This window comes from Chryseobacterium sp. PMSZPI (assembly GCF_002835665.1).
Classification (GTDB): Bacteria; Bacteroidota; Bacteroidia; order Flavobacteriales; family Weeksellaceae; genus Chryseobacterium.
In genome coordinates this window covers 1-14,874 of record NZ_PIZV01000062.1, presented here as the reverse complement: position 1 = coordinate 14,874, position 14,874 = coordinate 1, and the positions used below count along the sequence as shown (strand labels likewise).

Here is a 14,874-nt window from a genome sequence, read left to right as displayed (position 1 = left end):
AAAATATAAGTTATGGCAGTTTATTTACCTGAAAAAGTATATGCAGTATGTACTAACCAAATGAATCCTGATCCAAGGCAGCTCTTATTAAGTGATTTGAGAGAATCATTTGCACGAACCGTGAAGTTCGGAGCTGAAGATAAAGTCTTTCTTGTCAAAATTGATAAAAAGCTGAGTGAGGATTTTAAATGCAAGTCGAACTGGAGTACAGGTGCTGGAATGGTTGCATTAGGGGCCGGTGTAGGAGTTGGACTTGGAATTGCAGCCGTATGTTTAACCGTACCGGTGGCAGGTTGGATCGTTGGAGGAGCTATTGCTGTTGGGGCATTGATTTGGGGACTTTGTAAGATGGCTCAAAGGCCGTCGTGCAGTGATATGATCGGATATCAGGAAAGTCAATGGACTTTACATCATACTACCGTAAAATTTGACAGTCGTAAAGTAGAAGTTAAAGATCTTCATTTAGCACTGACTAAAAACTCCATGTTATCCTGTAAAGAAGGAGGTGTGGTACTTCCTTTTATCAATAAAGCGGACGCTATGAAGGCCGCCGATAACATTGCAGGTAACAATAAAACTGAATTCTGGACCAATGTTGCGGGTGGATTTTTAACCGGAGCCTTACTCGGTTTTGGAATGGGAGTAGCATTACCCGCCGGAGCAACTTTAACCTGGGGACAAGGTACCATACATGCTTTAACTCAGGCGACGATATTTGGTGCGTGGATTCCCATAGGCCAATTTTTCATTACCCCATGGGCAGGTAAATTTGGGGTAGGTGTAAATTCAGCACAGGCGAATGGAGATAGCTATAAAGATGTTAAAGGTGCACAGCAAAGTACTGAAGATCCAATAATTCCTACAGATAACTGGGACCTTTGGAGCCCGATAAAAGATGGACGTGATATCAGGAAAAAGCTAGCGGAAAATAAAGCTTCAAAAGCCGATCTTGAAAAGTTCGATAAAGGTATTGCCGAGGCTAAAAAACAAGGAACCTATTCATTAAAAAATAATCCGGACTTAAAGGAAATGTTTGAAAGAATGAAGGCAGGAGATTTTGGAAAAGAACTTAAAGAGCAGGTGACCAACAAGAGTGGTAATTTTAGAGGGAAGGTAAATGAGAAAAATGCAAATAAATCTGCTGAAGTCCATTCAGAAAAAACGAATCTTTCTATCAGTGAAAATAATAAAGCCAATATAAGAAGTGGAGCAACATCGGCAGCAGGAATTTTAACTTTAATAGCTCCTTTTGCAGCCAGCTATTTTTCCGAAAGAGCAATAAGACTAGCAGCAGAAGGTTTCACAAACGACGTTACCAAAGGAGTTACTGTAAAAGCTACTGATGCTTAATACATCAATGCTTTTTTCCTGATTTTTATTCTGAAGTTTTCTATATCGTAAGCAATCTAATATTGTTTTTATTTATGAATGTCCGTTATCTGTAATAATTTAGATTATGTCATTCTGAACATAGCGAACCGGAGTGAAGAATCTACTAATGATCAATGAGATTCTTTTGAACTGCGTTCGCAGACCTTCAGTCTGTGTCAGAAATCGAAGATTATCTCCTTCCAGTCGATGAATGTTATTTCGATGTAGTCAATGACAATAGATGGAGGTTTTTATAATATGACTAATTACGGATATTCAAATTTTTATTTAATTGTATTTCTCTGAGTAGTGTAAAAACAAATGTTTTGCTGCTCTTTTGAAATAGCTGTTAAAATATTTGTTGTTAGTTAATTGTCATCGTATTTAACTCCATTGTCGTAGAATTACGACATGAAATCGTAGAACTACTACAATTTTTCAGATTTCCGATCAAAAGCTTTTATTTCAAAAAATCGGGCTTTATCTTTGTTCTATAATTATTGAATAACAATTTATTACTAACGATTAAAATTTACAATCATGGCAGAAAGAAATTCAAGAGGAATTTTAAAATTCAACAATGGAGAAGGTCAGAAACTGTTAAAAATGAATTACAGTGTATCAAGAACTACAGACGTATCAGGACGTGTAGCATCAGATCCTTCCAATGCATTAATTAAAGTTACAGTAGAAGCTACTGAAAAATCAGACATCCTGGAAAGTTTATTAAATGGAAAATATAAGCCTACAGTAGGAGAAATTATTTTCAACAAATCTCACGAAGAAGGAACATTAATTACGTTGAAATGGAACAACGGATACGTAATCCAGCATGAAGTAGACTTCGATGCAGTAGATACAAACAGTATGCTGATCAGCTTCGTAGTAAGTGCTGAAACCATCGACTATGGAAATTCTCAGTACGCAGGACTATGGCCGGGTAACTAAGCCTATCCATTTTTCAAGTAAAAAGATAATAAAGAACAGTATACTTTACGAAGTATGCTGTTTTTTTATTTTTTAGAAATGCCAAACCCTTGTCAAGGTTCTAAACCTTGACAAGGGTTTCAACTTATCTTCCGATTTTCTTATATTTGTTCATTATAGAAAATATGGACGCAACACAAGATAAAAGGCTGTTTCTCATCGATGCTTATGCGATGATTTTCAGAGGGTATTACGCATTGATCAGGAACCCGAGATTGACGAGCACAGGATTGGATACTTCTGCCATCTTTGGTTTTACCAATTCTTTGATCGAATTGATCAGAAGAGAAAAACCCACTCACCTGGCAGTCGTTTTTGATGTTGGAAGAGCCAGCGTAAGGACAGAAGACTTTTCAGAATATAAGGCGAATAGAAGTGAAACTCCTGAAGCCATCAAAATTGCAGTTCCATACATCCACCGGATTTTGGAAGCAATGCATATTCCGATTCTGGGAGTAGAAGGGTATGAAGCAGATGACGTTATTGGAACCATTGCTTGTAAAGCGGAAAAAGAAGGATATACGACTTTCATGGTAACTCCGGATAAGGATTTTGCACAGCTGGTTACCGATAAAATTAAGATTTATAAACCAGGATTAAAAGGTGGAGATATTGAAATTCTGGGAGTAGAAGAAGTGAAGGCAAAATATGAAATTGAAGATCCTAAGCAGGTGATCGATTTCCTTGCTATGATGGGGGATGCTGTAGACAACATTCCCGGACTTGAAGGAGTAGGGGAGAAAACAGCGATGAAATTCCTTAAAGAATTTGGAAATATTGAAACCTTATTGGCCAATACAGATAAACTGAAAGGAAAGCTAAAAGAAAAAGTAGAAGCCTCCGCAGAGCGTGGAATATTATCTAAAAAATTGGCAACTATTATTTGTGATGCTCCCGTAGAATTCCACCAGGAACAATATGATCTTGAAACGCCTGATTTTGAAAAAGTAAAAGAAGTTTTTGAAGAAATTGAATTCAGAAGATTGTACGAAAACCTATACAGAGCTTTTGCTTCGACTCCAGCAGAAACCGTTGTGGTAAGTGAAATAGAAGTGAAACAGACTCCGACAGGGACAGAAGTGAAAGGACAGGTTATGCAGCTTGATCTTTTTGCCAATTTTGAAGAGTTGGATCAGGCTACTTCTACAAAGTCTACCATTGAACATAACGACCACCTTTATCAATTCATTAATAATCCAAAAGCTCAGAAAAAATTGGTGGATAACCTATTAAAACAAAGAGCAGTTTGTTTTGATACAGAAACCACCTCATTGAATGAGCTGGAGGCGGAATTGGTAGGAATGAGTTTTTCCTATAAAAAAGGACTTGCATACTATATCCCTTTATCTGAAAACAAAGAAGAAGTATTACAAACCCTTGAAATTTTCAGACCATTCTTCGAAAAAGAAGATGTATTGAAAATTGCCCATAATTTAAAATTTGATTATAAAATTCTAAAACAGTACGACATCACCGTTAAAGGAGCTATGTTTGATACGATGATTGCCCATTACCTGTTGAATCCGGATGGAAGACACGGTATGGACTACCTTTCAGAAGTATATTTGAACTATAAGCCGGTGTCTATTGAAACCATTATTGGAAAAAAAGGTAAAAAACAAGGTAACTTCAGAGATGCTGACCTTAGAACCCAAACTGATTATGCTGCTGAAGATGCTGATGTAACCTTTCAATTATATGAGCTGTTTGCACCACAATTGAAAAAAGAAAACTTAGAAGAACTTTTCTTTACCATAGAAATGCCTTTAATGGAAGTTTTAGCAAAAATGGAGCTGGCGGGAATCTCTTTGGACGAAAAATGGCTGGCACAGGAAAGTATCGACCTTGAAAATGACCTGAAGCAATTAGAAACTACTATTTTCGAGCTTTCAGGAGAAGAGTTCAATATGAATTCACCAAAACAGCTTGGTGAAATTCTGTTTGAGAAAATGCAATTGGATCCGAAAGCTAAAAAGACAAAAACAGGACAGTATGCTACTTCAGAAGATGTTCTTCAAAAACTGGCTTCCAAGCATGAAATTATCAAACACATCCTGGAATACAGAACCTATCAGAAATTAAAATCAACCTATGTGGACGCTCTGCCTTCACAGATTGATAAGACAGATAACAGAGTACACACCAACTTCTCGCAAACAACAGCCGCTACAGGCCGTTTGGCAAGTGTAAACCCGAACTTGCAAAACATTCCGATCAGAACCCTGAGAGGACAACAGATTCGTGGAGCTTTTGTTTCAGGAGAAGGAAAAAAAATTATTTCTGCCGATTACTCACAAATTGAACTTCGTCTTATCGCTGAGATTTCCGGAGAAGAAAATATGATCAAAGCTTTCCAGGATGGAGAAGATATTCACGCTTCTACAGCGGCAAAACTGTTTAAAATTCCTTTAGAAGAAGTCTCCAAAACCCAGAGAAGTCAGGCAAAAACGGTAAACTTTGGAATCATTTACGGGCAAGGAGCTTTTGCATTGGCAGAACAAACCGGATTATCCCGTACCGAAGCCAAGCAAATGATTGAAGCCTATTTTGAAACCTATCCGAAACTGAAAGAATATATGGCGGAGCAGGTGAGTAAAGCCCGTCAGTTAGGTTATGTTGAAACCATTTTAGGAAGAAAACGTCATTTAAAAGATATCAACTCCAATAATTTTGTAGTACGAGGTCATGCTGAAAGGAACGCAGTTAATGCTCCCGTTCAGGGAAGTGCTGCTGATGTTGTAAAAATCGCTATGATTAAAATTCAACGAGAGCTTGAAGAACAACAATTGAAAACCAAAATGCTACTTCAGGTACATGACGAATTGGTATTTGAATCTCCGGCTGATGAAATCGAAACTGCTTCAGAATTAATTAAAAAAGAAATGGAAACTGCTTTAAAAACACAGGTTCCGCTACTGGTTGAAATAGGAGTAGGAAATAATTGGTTAGAAGCCCATTAATATAGACAATCCTTTACAATAAAAAACTTCCGCTGTTACAGGCGGAAGTTTTTGTTTATTGATAAAATAAAGTTTTACTCATGGGGTATAGAATCATAAGCCTTTCTGATAATTTCATCAGGCGAAGCCTTTTCAAACAGAAAACTTTCTTTTTTTACTTTAAAAGTTTCAGTGGAAGCAGGCATATCTTCTTTCATGGTATTAACGGTTTCTTCTGTAAGTTTACCCTTCAATGGTTCATAATATAATGAAGAATGAGAGCCGGCACCCATATTATACGTTTCAATATAGGTAAGGATCAGGTTTCCGTTTATATATTTGAAAGTACTGAACTGATTTCCGTAAGGACCAATATCATATAAATTGATATTCAAGACTCCCTTTTCAATACTGATGTCTTCCGGATCATGCATTTTATAACCGGATTCGTTGTATTCATTAGGAAGAACTGTATCCGAAGTCTTATCCAGCCGATAGGTTTTATCAGAATTCTTTAAAAGGATCAGCATTTTTCTTTGTGACAAAGTATCTGTTTTTTTTCTGAGAACCAAGGCCATATCAGCAAGCCCGTCCTGATTGAGGTCTCCTTCTGCATCATATTGAATTTCATATTCACTGGAAACAAAGTCTGAAGGTTTCTTTCCTGTTTTTACCTCTTGTTGAGGTTGTTTATTTTGTATAGAATCTTTTTTTACCGTGTTAATAGTATTGCTTTTATTACTGCCGGTGGTTGATTGTTCCTTATGGCAGGAATAGATAATAAAAAGAGATAGAAGAGATAGAATAAAATTTTTCACTGAAATTAATTTTTGTATAGTATCAATCTGGCTTTTATTTCTCTATAATTGAAGAGTAAAACACATGTGCATCCAAGAAGAATGATTGGAAAAAAAGATTGTGATGTCACATAATAGATTTCCGATTTAAAATCATAGGTGCTCCATGAAGATTCCCTATCCACAAAAATAGAATAGTTCCAGAAAAGCCAAAGTATTACTAATAATAGAAACTCAACAATAGCTTTTATAAAAGTATTTTTAATTAAATAAAATAATGAAAAGATAAGAGAAAGAAATATTGATGCAAAGAACGACATCAATACAGCATTCCTAAAAAAACTGCAATTCAGGCATCCACTTGAAGTATGATCAGAGAGCCCGCCCATAGACCAATATATCTGTAGCAGTGTTATAGAAAAAATAATAGCTGTACTAATGGAAAACTTCTTTAAAAATAGAAAACTTTTTCTTGTTTTAGAAAGAACCGGATTATTCAAAATACTTTTTATTTATTAAGAAAAATACCTTACTATGATGTAATATATACTAGCAAGGTATTTTAATCTGTACTTTTAATCTGACTATTTACACATCAAATTCAATCTCTCCGATGTAATACAATTTATTTTCCTCTCCATCTACAGAAACCGGATTAGGAATAACAAATCTGCTGGCGAATATGATAGCATTTACGGGAGTATCCAAACTAAGTTCATTAAGCTTTTTCTCAAGTGTAGGCAGCCATTGATCCGCATAAGAATATTCTGAAAATTTTTCATAGAGTCCTAATCGTTCGTCCTCAAAACCATACTCTATAAAGTCATCATCAAACCATTTTATATTTTGTGATTCAGCAAACTTTGAAACATATTGATCTTCAGCTTCTTCTTCCATATAATAACTTTCATCCTCTTCTACGAAAGCATAAAAGTCCTCTTCATTTTTAAAATATCCCAGCCAGAAGTGTGAAATTTCTTTGTCCATAATTGTTTTTGTCGTATTTTTTATTGTAGTCTTTTGTAGCAAAAAGCAGGTTTCCTGCCATTACCTTCCTTGTTTTGAAACGTAATATTACGAAAGTTTTCTATTAAATATCCTATTATTGTATAAAGTGTGGATAACAAATGGTTCGTTAACTATTTTTATTGTAATTTTAATCTTGGTTTAAATTAAAAACTATGGAATTTCTTCAGGATCACTATGTCATTAAAAATGAGCTGTTGTTGATATTTATTTCTGTTATTTTAGGACTATTTATTGGTACTGAACGTGAATATCGTAATAAATCGGCTGGCCTTAGGACTTTTATTCTGGTTTGTTTTGGTTCCTGTTTATTTACAATTCTTTCCATCAAAATAGGAGCTGCCAATCCCGACCGTCTGGCAGCCAATATCATTACAGGAATCGGATTTTTAGGAGCAGGAGTGATCTTTAAAGGTGAAAATAAGATTGAAGGAATTACAACTGCTACTACCATCTGGGCCACGGCATCCATAGGAATGGCGGTAGGCTCTGGGTATGTATATTTTTCGCTTTTGGGGACCGCTTTAGTGCTTATCGTATTAAGTGCTCTTACTTATTTTCAGAATTATATAGACAACTATCATAAAATAAGGGAATACAGAATTACCGTGACGACATCAGGAGATGTGAAGCATTGTGAAGATATGTTTCAAAAATATCATTTGAAATATATGAAAATCAAGCAGCAGTATTCTCAGGGGAATTTATCGGTTACCTGGAGGCTTACAGGAAATAATGTGCATCATGAAGAATTGATGAATAATTTGGTTGATGATCCCAAGATTATTGCCTATCAATTTTAGAATAAAGCAAAAAAATAAAGGCCGAAGCCTTTATTTTTATTTTTTCTTCAAAATATACAAATCCTTCATTGGACCGTCGATTTCTTTTCCTTCCGTATCCAATTGAATAAGGATGTTTTCACCTACTTTATACTTGGTCGCTGCAGTCTTACCTTTTAAGGTGATCATACTACCAGTTTTATCCCAGGTAAAATACCCTTTATCTTCGTTTTTTGACTTTCTGTCGATATACTCTTCAGTAATATTGAATGTTTTATCTTTATTTAATGTTAATGAAGTTTTAATTCCAGGGCAATCTGCGCAAGGAGTTGTCCCTTCATACGTACCATCCCAGTCTAATGCATTTTCAGAAGTATCGCCGGTAGCACTTGTTACCTGTGTTGTACTGTCAGCAACAGGAGCAGGCTGAATGGCAGGAACGATAGAGTCTGTTGTTGTACCAGGTGCTTCAGATACTGTTTCTTTCTTAGAACAAGAAGCTAGAAATAAGGCTGCTCCGATTCCCAGGATAAGCATTTTGTTTTTCATCATAATAATTATTTTAAATATGTTTTTGTTATAAAATTGTCTTGCAATAAACAAAAATTGCGCCAAGGATAAAGTTGTTAAATTTGAAAGTGAGAATACAGGAAGAGGAGAAGATGCCAATTGTGAATGGTCAATTCGCTTTGCTTGTTAATTTTTTTAGGCTGTGAATTCATCATTCACTTGCGAAGCAAAAAATTGACTATTGACATTTCATTTGCCAAACAAAATTCATTATTGATATTTTTAGCCTTATTTTATTGGTTCTATTCCTATTTTTCTTCGTAAATTCGGGCAAAATTTTAATTATGACAAAAAAGATACTTTTATCCGTATTTCTTTTGCCGGCTGCAATGGCATTTGCACAACAATATGGAGGAATGTGGATTCCTACAGAACTGAATGAAAAGGAAATGAAGGATTTGGGAATGAAGATTTCTGCCAAAGACATTTTCAATACTCAGAAACCGAGCATAAAGGATGCAGTAGTACAGTTTAACGGAGGTTGTACTGCAGAAATCATTTCACCAAAAGGGTTATTACTCACAAACCATCACTGTGGTTTTGGCCAGATTCAGGCACATTCTACAGTTCAGAATGATCTTTTATCCAATGGTTTCTGGGCTAAAAATACTGATGGAGAACTGCCGAATCCGGGCGTAAAAGTAGACTTTATTGTAGATATAAAAGAAGTGACGAATCAAGTTTTGGAAGGTACAGATAACCTTACAGAACCTGAATTGACTAAAAAAATCAATAAAAATATCGAGGTTTACAAAAACTCTCAGAAAATTGAATCTTATCAATCGATTATGATAAAGCCTATGTACTATGGAAACAAGTACTATGCTTATACCATCGAAACCTATAAAGACATCCGCCTTGTAGGAGCACCCCCTCAAAGCATCGGAAAATTCGGTAGCGACTCAGACAACTGGGTTTGGCCTAGACATACCGGAGATTTCTCTATGTTTAGAATCTATGCAGGCAAAGACAACAAACCGGCAGAATATTCTAAAGACAACGTACCTTACGTACCTAAACATTATCTACCGGTTTCTATAAAAGATAAAAACGAGAACGATTTTACTTTCGTATTCGGATTCCCAGGGAAAACAACGGAATACCTTCCGGCTGTAGCAGTAGAGAAGATCGTAAAAGATATTGATCCTGCAAGAATCGCCGTGCGTGATGTCGCTTTAAAAACCTTAGACGAAAAAATGCGTGTAGACAATGAAACACGTATCAAATATGCTTCAAAATATGCTTCAGTAGCGAATTACTGGAAAAAATGGATTGGAGAAGTAGAAGGCTTGAAAAAATCTAATGCAGTTGAGAAGAAAGTGATGTACGAAGGTTCTTTAGTTGCTAAAAACCCGGAGATCAAGACTACTTTAGATCAATTGAACAAATTATACAATGATCAGGCTCCTTATGCATTAAACAATGCTTATTATACGGAAGTTGTAAAAAATGCTGAAACATTAAAATTAGCAGGTGATTATTATGATTTTGTAGCTGCGGTGGAAGCTGGTAGAATGGATGAAAAGGAACTTTCAAAATTAAAAACGAAATTAACTTCTTTCTATAAAGACTACAGCGCAGAGCTTGATGCAAAAGTAACTGCAAAATTACTGGCTTTGTACACCAACAAAACGGCACCACAGTTTTTACCGGCAGGATTCAGCAAATATAAAGATGAGAATGCAAATATTCCGGTAGTGGAAGATATGTCTAAAAACTCAATTATTACCGGAAGAACAGCAGTAAACGGAGCTGCATTAACAACAGATATTGATAAAGCTTTCTCTAATCAGGACAAATTAATCAAAACATTAAAGAAAGACCCTATCTATCAATTGTATGTTTCAATGAAAGAAACATATGGAAAAACTGCTGATCCACAATATACATCTCTTCAGGCAAAAATTGATGCCCTGCAGAAGAAATTTATGGCACAGCAAATGGCTACGGATAAAGACAGAAAATTCTTCCCGGATGCCAATTCAACGCTTCGTGTAACCTACGGAAAAGTAAAAGGATCTACTCCAAGAGATGCAGTTTCTTACGGATATCAGACACACTTAGCAGGAGTTATGGAGAAATATATTCCAGGCGATTATGAATTTGATGTTCCTAAAAAACTGATTGAACTTTATAACAAAAAGGATTTCGGAATTTATAAAGATAAAACAGGTGATGTTCCTGTAGGATTTACAGCAACCAATCATACAACAGGAGGGAACTCCGGAAGTCCGGCTCTTGATGCTAACGGAAACTTAGTGGGGCTTAACTTCGACAGACAGTGGGAGGGAACGATGAGTGATATCAATTACGATCCTCGTTTCAGCAGAAATATCATGGTTGATACAAAATACATTTTGTTTATCATTGAAAAATTTGCAGACTCTAAGTGGCTTGTTGATGAAATGAAAGTTATAAAATAACGTCAGTTTGGGATAAGGATCTGTAGGTCTAAGCGGATTGGGAGCAGGGAAGTTATGAAAGCCATAAAGAATAACCATTCATCTGTTTTTATTTCCTTTAAGGTAAAATTAATGGTGGTGCTGGCTCTCAGTAATGTAACTTCCAGCATCTTCCTTCCTGCTTCCAGCCTTTATATTTAAATTCCTTATCCCGAACTTAGGTTAAAATAATTTTTTTAAAAATATACCTTAAAGAATCTATTTAAATTGAGTTTGAATAGATTCTTTTTTATTTTAGCAGGATGAAAGATAAGATCATCAATGTATTGGCAGCTTTTGAATCAGACAATATCGGGAAATCCTTTCCTTTGGATTATTGCCTGCCTGTTTATCATTGTGTTTCTGATGAAAACCTTCCACATATCAAACATGTGATTCGATATAAAAATACAAAGCAGTTTGAAGAAGATCTGGATTATTTGACAAAATATTTTCGATTTGTAGATTGGCAGGAATTCAAAGACTATATGGCGGGAAGTTTCAAGCCTGAAAAAAAGATTGCTTTGCTGACTTTTGATGATGGTTTCAGAGAATTTTATGATATTGTTGTTCCGATTTTAGAACGTAAAGGGATTTATGCCTGTAACTTTATAAATCCGGCTTTCATAGATAATAAAGATCTCATGTTCAGATGTAAAGCGAGTCTCCTTGTCGATGCTGTTGAAAAAAACAAAAATATTCCTGATGATTTATTTCTTGGAGAATACAAAACAAAAGAAGCTTTACGAAAACATATTCTAAAAATTAACTACCAACAAAAAGACACCCTGGATCTGCTCGCAGAAAAACTGGAAGTTGACTTTCAGATGTATTTGAAAGAGTATCAACCTTATCTAGGTACTGAAGAATTGAAAAAACTTACTGATAAAGGCTTTGGGATATCTTCTCACAGTTGGGATCATCCAAAATATGGAGACTTGTCTTTAACCCGGCAAATGGAGACAACTCATAAAACTTTTGTTTATTTAAAAGAAAATAACTTCCTGTATGAAAGCTTTGCATTTCCCTTTACAGACTTTGGAGTAAGAAATGATTTCTTTGAGGAACTTTTTAAAAACAAAGAAATATACTGTAGTTTTGGAGCTGCCGGTGTAAAACGGGACAGTGTGAAAAAGAATTTCCAGAGAATTCCTATGGAAATGGGGGGAAGTGGAGAAAGATTATTAAAAAAAGAAATCGCTTATTTCAAACTGAAAAAACTGGTGAATAAAAATACTATTGTACGAAAATGATACAGCTGAAAACATTCAATAAAAAACAACTTGATGATTTTGTATCATCCGGTGGCTTTCGGCAGTACGATTTTCTTCCCATTACAAAGCATCGTGCTCTGTCTCATAGTAAAAATCCCAAAGCTTTGGATGAGCAGACCCTTCTTATCCTTGCTTTTTATAATGACCAGCTCGCAGGTTATTTGGGATGTCTTCCCGATTATTTTATCATCGATGAAAAAAAAATCGAATATACATGGTTGAGTACACTCTATGTAAGCGAAGAGTTTAGAGGTAAAAAAGTAGCCAAAGCGCTTTTGGAAAAGGCTTTAGCAGATTATAAAAGCCATGTTGTCATGGCGGAATTTACCAAAGAAGCGGAAGTTTTTTTTAATAAAATGGGTAATGTAGAAAATGTTTTTCCTAAAAATGGAAAACGATATTATTTTAAAATAGATTCTGCTGCAGTTATTTCCGATAAAAAATCATGGGGAAAAACACTCAGTCCCATTTTTAAAATTGTAGATGGTATAGCTAATTTTTTAATTGATATTAAAAATATACTCATAAACAAACCCGATTTCAGAGTTGAGGTTCTTGATGCTGTTGATACCGAAATTATAAATTTCACTTCTACTTTTCAAAATAAACGGAATATTGATGAAATTAATTATTTCATAACCCATCCCTGGATTCTTGAAGGACGGAAAAAAGATAACAATTACTTCTTTTCAAGTTATGCTGAAGTTTTTAAATATTTTTGGATTAAGATTTATGATGAACAAGAGAATCTGGAAACATGCTCACTATTGCTTTTGCGGGACGGACATCTTAAAACCCCTTATATCTTTTCAAAGACTGATGGAAACTTGAATAAGCTAGTACAATTTCTCAATGATTTTATAATCAAAAACAAAATCAAGACGTTCACCAGTTATCATGAAGGACTTAATAAGGAAATAAGAGTATCTGATGCACTCTCCAAAATCTATGAAAGAGATTTTAAGCGTGATTATCTTTTCCGTAAAGAGCTGCTGCAAAGTCTCCCCAAAAATTTTAATCCATATTACCAGGATGGAGACGGAGATTGTATGATGACATAAACATGTTTAAAAAATTGTTTCAAATGTGTCATTCTGACGAAGGAAGAATCTCAATGCTTTATTATGCTGTGATTCATTCAGAATAACAAAGGTTTAATGACAACTTTTTGGTAATTCAAGCTTTTGATAATATTAAAAAAATCCGCTCAACATTGAGCGGATTTTATTTTTAATGTCCAAAGATATCTTTAAAACTTACTTCTGTAAATGTTCCCATTTTATCTACAGCATTCATATTCAGGTTTTCCTTTTTACCGATAATGGCTGTATTAAAATGTACAGACTTGATATTCGTTTCGTAGAACTCTTTCAAATCTTCAAATGTTAGACTCTCAATCTGCTGATAAATATCTTTCCTGAAATCATGTTCGATATTTAATTTTTTCAATCTTAAAGTATTGAAAAATATATTGTTTCGGGTAACCCGGGTTGAGGCTATCTGCTTCAGAGCTGCATTTTTAGCATTTTCAAACTGGGTAGATACTTCAGGAAGCTCATTCATTAGCTCGTTCATTGTATCAACAGCAATCATGAGTTTATCCGGTTGCGTTCCGATGTAGGTCGTAATATAATCAGGATGTTTCAGCTCAGAATTGGCGGCATAAGATACATAAGCAGAATAAGCCAGGCTTTTACTCTCACGGATTTCCTGAAAAACAATAGATGATAAACCTCTTCCAAAATATTCATTGAAGACATTCACTTTACCAAAATTAAAAGGATTAACCGGAAGACCTTTTCCTATCTTACTCATTTCCATTTGCACCATATCATATCCTGTAAAATAGACATTTCCACCGGTTTCAGGTTCCGGATATTGTCTGGCAGCAGAGATCTGAAGACTTTCAGTTTCTACATACTTTCCTATGTATCCTTTAAAGTTTTCAAAATCTTTTCCATAGAAAAAGACCTGATAAGGATATTTAAAAAGATTTTTCATTCGGTCCGTAAACACTTCAGCTTTACTGCTTTCAAGTTCCTCTTTAGAAATAACATCTGTAAAACGAGAGGTACTGCCAAGTTTCGTATAGTTCGTTAAAGCAGTCATGATACGGTTTTTATCTTTTTTGATAGCCTGTCTGTTTTCCAATATGGTTCCTACAAATTGATTATAGATTGCCTGATCAGGCTTTACATCATACATCCAATGTTGTAGAAGAGATATACCCTTTTCGATATTTTCTTCCAGTCCGCTTAACGAAATAAGGAGCTGGTCATTGGTTGTTTTGAAATCGTTGCTTATTCCGATTTTAAAAAATTCCTTTTTTAAATCCTCAGGAGAAAAATCTTTAGTTCCCAGATATTGCAACAATTGTGTAGAAAGGCCTAGATCTCTGTCATTATCACTTCCAAATGGGAAAATAAAATGTACCTGGGCAATATCATTGTACTTATTTTTTACAAAGCTAAGCTTCTTTCCTTTGCAGTTATCAGTAGTAATTTCTTTATGATAATCAATAAACTCAGGTTTGATATCCTCAGTTTTTTCAGATAAAATTGATTTTAAAAATTCAGATTGAGTATCACGATTGATTTTTACAGGAGTAATTCCGGGATTTTCAACTCTCACAAGTTTATCATTAACACCTTTCTCTTTATACACAATAACAAAATTGTCTTTGAAGA

At 35.0% G+C, this 14,874-nt stretch carries 11 protein-coding genes; 7 read left to right on the top strand and 4 right to left on the bottom strand.

Annotation, left to right across the window (positions count from 1 at the left end):
* The first annotated feature begins 12 nt into the window (after window positions 1-12).
* The 3 genes from CW752_RS12540 to polA all read left to right on the top strand — a co-directional run bounded on the left by CW752_RS12540 (window position 13) and on the right by polA (window position 5,318).
* On the top strand, window positions 13-1,350 hold the full coding sequence (locus tag CW752_RS12540) for a hypothetical protein (RefSeq protein WP_101240055.1): 1,338 nt from the start codon (window positions 13-15) through the stop codon (window positions 1,348-1,350).
* A 561-nt stretch (window positions 1,351-1,911) separates the two neighbouring features.
* Window positions 1,912-2,319, top strand: coding sequence for a type VI secretion system tube protein TssD (tssD, locus tag CW752_RS12535; protein WP_101240054.1), 408 nt, complete (start codon window positions 1,912-1,914; stop codon window positions 2,317-2,319).
* 164 nt (window positions 2,320-2,483) lie between these two features.
* Complete coding sequence (gene polA / locus CW752_RS12530; RefSeq protein ID WP_101240053.1) at window positions 2,484-5,318, top strand: DNA polymerase I; 2,835 nt, start codon at window positions 2,484-2,486, stop codon at window positions 5,316-5,318.
* Between the two features lie 74 nt (window positions 5,319-5,392).
* On the opposite strand, the gene CW752_RS12525 is transcribed toward polA, so the two are convergent.
* Window positions 5,393-6,115: a hypothetical protein gene (locus tag CW752_RS12525; RefSeq protein WP_101240052.1), complete on the bottom strand. Its 723-nt coding sequence runs from the start codon at window positions 6,113-6,115 to the stop codon at window positions 5,393-5,395.
* Between the two features lie 567 nt (window positions 6,116-6,682).
* On the bottom strand, window positions 6,683-7,081 hold the full coding sequence (locus CW752_RS12520) for an immunity 22 family protein (RefSeq protein ID WP_101240051.1): 399 nt from the start codon (window positions 7,079-7,081) through the stop codon (window positions 6,683-6,685).
* A gap of 194 nt (window positions 7,082-7,275) precedes the next feature.
* Between CW752_RS12520 and CW752_RS12515 the strand changes: the two genes are divergently transcribed.
* Window positions 7,276-7,923, top strand: coding sequence for an MgtC/SapB family protein (locus CW752_RS12515; RefSeq protein ID WP_101240050.1), 648 nt, complete (start codon window positions 7,276-7,278; stop codon window positions 7,921-7,923).
* A gap of 36 nt (window positions 7,924-7,959) precedes the next feature.
* Here CW752_RS12515 and CW752_RS12510 read toward each other — a convergent pair whose 3' ends face one another.
* Window positions 7,960-8,454: a copper resistance protein NlpE gene (locus CW752_RS12510; RefSeq protein WP_228401746.1), complete on the bottom strand. Its 495-nt coding sequence runs from the start codon at window positions 8,452-8,454 to the stop codon at window positions 7,960-7,962.
* 302 nt (window positions 8,455-8,756) lie between these two features.
* On the opposite strand from CW752_RS12510, the gene CW752_RS12505 reads away from it, so the two are divergent.
* The 3 genes from CW752_RS12505 (at window position 8,757) to CW752_RS12495 (ending at window position 13,248) form a co-directional block, all read left to right on the top strand.
* Window positions 8,757-10,895, top strand: coding sequence for a S46 family peptidase (locus CW752_RS12505; protein WP_101240049.1), 2,139 nt, complete (start codon window positions 8,757-8,759; stop codon window positions 10,893-10,895).
* 281 nt (window positions 10,896-11,176) lie between these two features.
* Entirely contained in the window at window positions 11,177-12,166 is a 990-nt protein-coding gene (locus tag CW752_RS12500) for a polysaccharide deacetylase family protein (RefSeq protein WP_101240048.1), read from the top strand.
* Window positions 12,163-13,248 carry a GNAT family N-acetyltransferase gene (locus CW752_RS12495; protein WP_101240047.1) on the top strand — a complete coding sequence of 362 codons (1,086 nt, stop codon included), beginning with the start codon at window positions 12,163-12,165 and terminating at the stop codon, window positions 13,246-13,248. Before CW752_RS12500 ends, CW752_RS12495 begins: the two co-directional genes overlap by 4 nt.
* Window positions 13,249-13,417: 169 nt before the next feature.
* Here CW752_RS12495 and CW752_RS12490 read toward each other — a convergent pair.
* A partial coding sequence (locus CW752_RS12490; protein WP_133121689.1) for a M16 family metallopeptidase occupies window positions 13,418-14,874 on the bottom strand: 1,457 nt, incomplete at its 5' end.

Coding starts and splice junctions, on each gene's coding strand:
- CW752_RS12540 (WP_101240055.1), top strand. CDS start 13: ATGGCAGTTTATTTACCTGAAAAAGTATATGCAGTATGTACTAACCAA.
- tssD (WP_101240054.1), top strand. CDS start 1,912: ATGGCAGAAAGAAATTCAAGAGGAATTTTAAAATTCAACAATGGAGAA.
- polA (WP_101240053.1), top strand. CDS start 2,484: ATGGACGCAACACAAGATAAAAGGCTGTTTCTCATCGATGCTTATGCG.
- CW752_RS12520 (WP_101240051.1), bottom strand. CDS start 7,081: ATGGACAAAGAAATTTCACACTTCTGGCTGGGATATTTTAAAAATGAA.
- CW752_RS12515 (WP_101240050.1), top strand. CDS start 7,276: ATGGAATTTCTTCAGGATCACTATGTCATTAAAAATGAGCTGTTGTTG.
- CW752_RS12510 (WP_228401746.1), bottom strand. CDS start 8,454: ATGATGAAAAACAAAATGCTTATCCTGGGAATCGGAGCAGCCTTATTT.
- CW752_RS12505 (WP_101240049.1), top strand. CDS start 8,757: ATGACAAAAAAGATACTTTTATCCGTATTTCTTTTGCCGGCTGCAATG.
- CW752_RS12500 (WP_101240048.1), top strand. CDS start 11,177: ATGAAAGATAAGATCATCAATGTATTGGCAGCTTTTGAATCAGACAAT.
- CW752_RS12495 (WP_101240047.1), top strand. CDS start 12,163: ATGATACAGCTGAAAACATTCAATAAAAAACAACTTGATGATTTTGTA.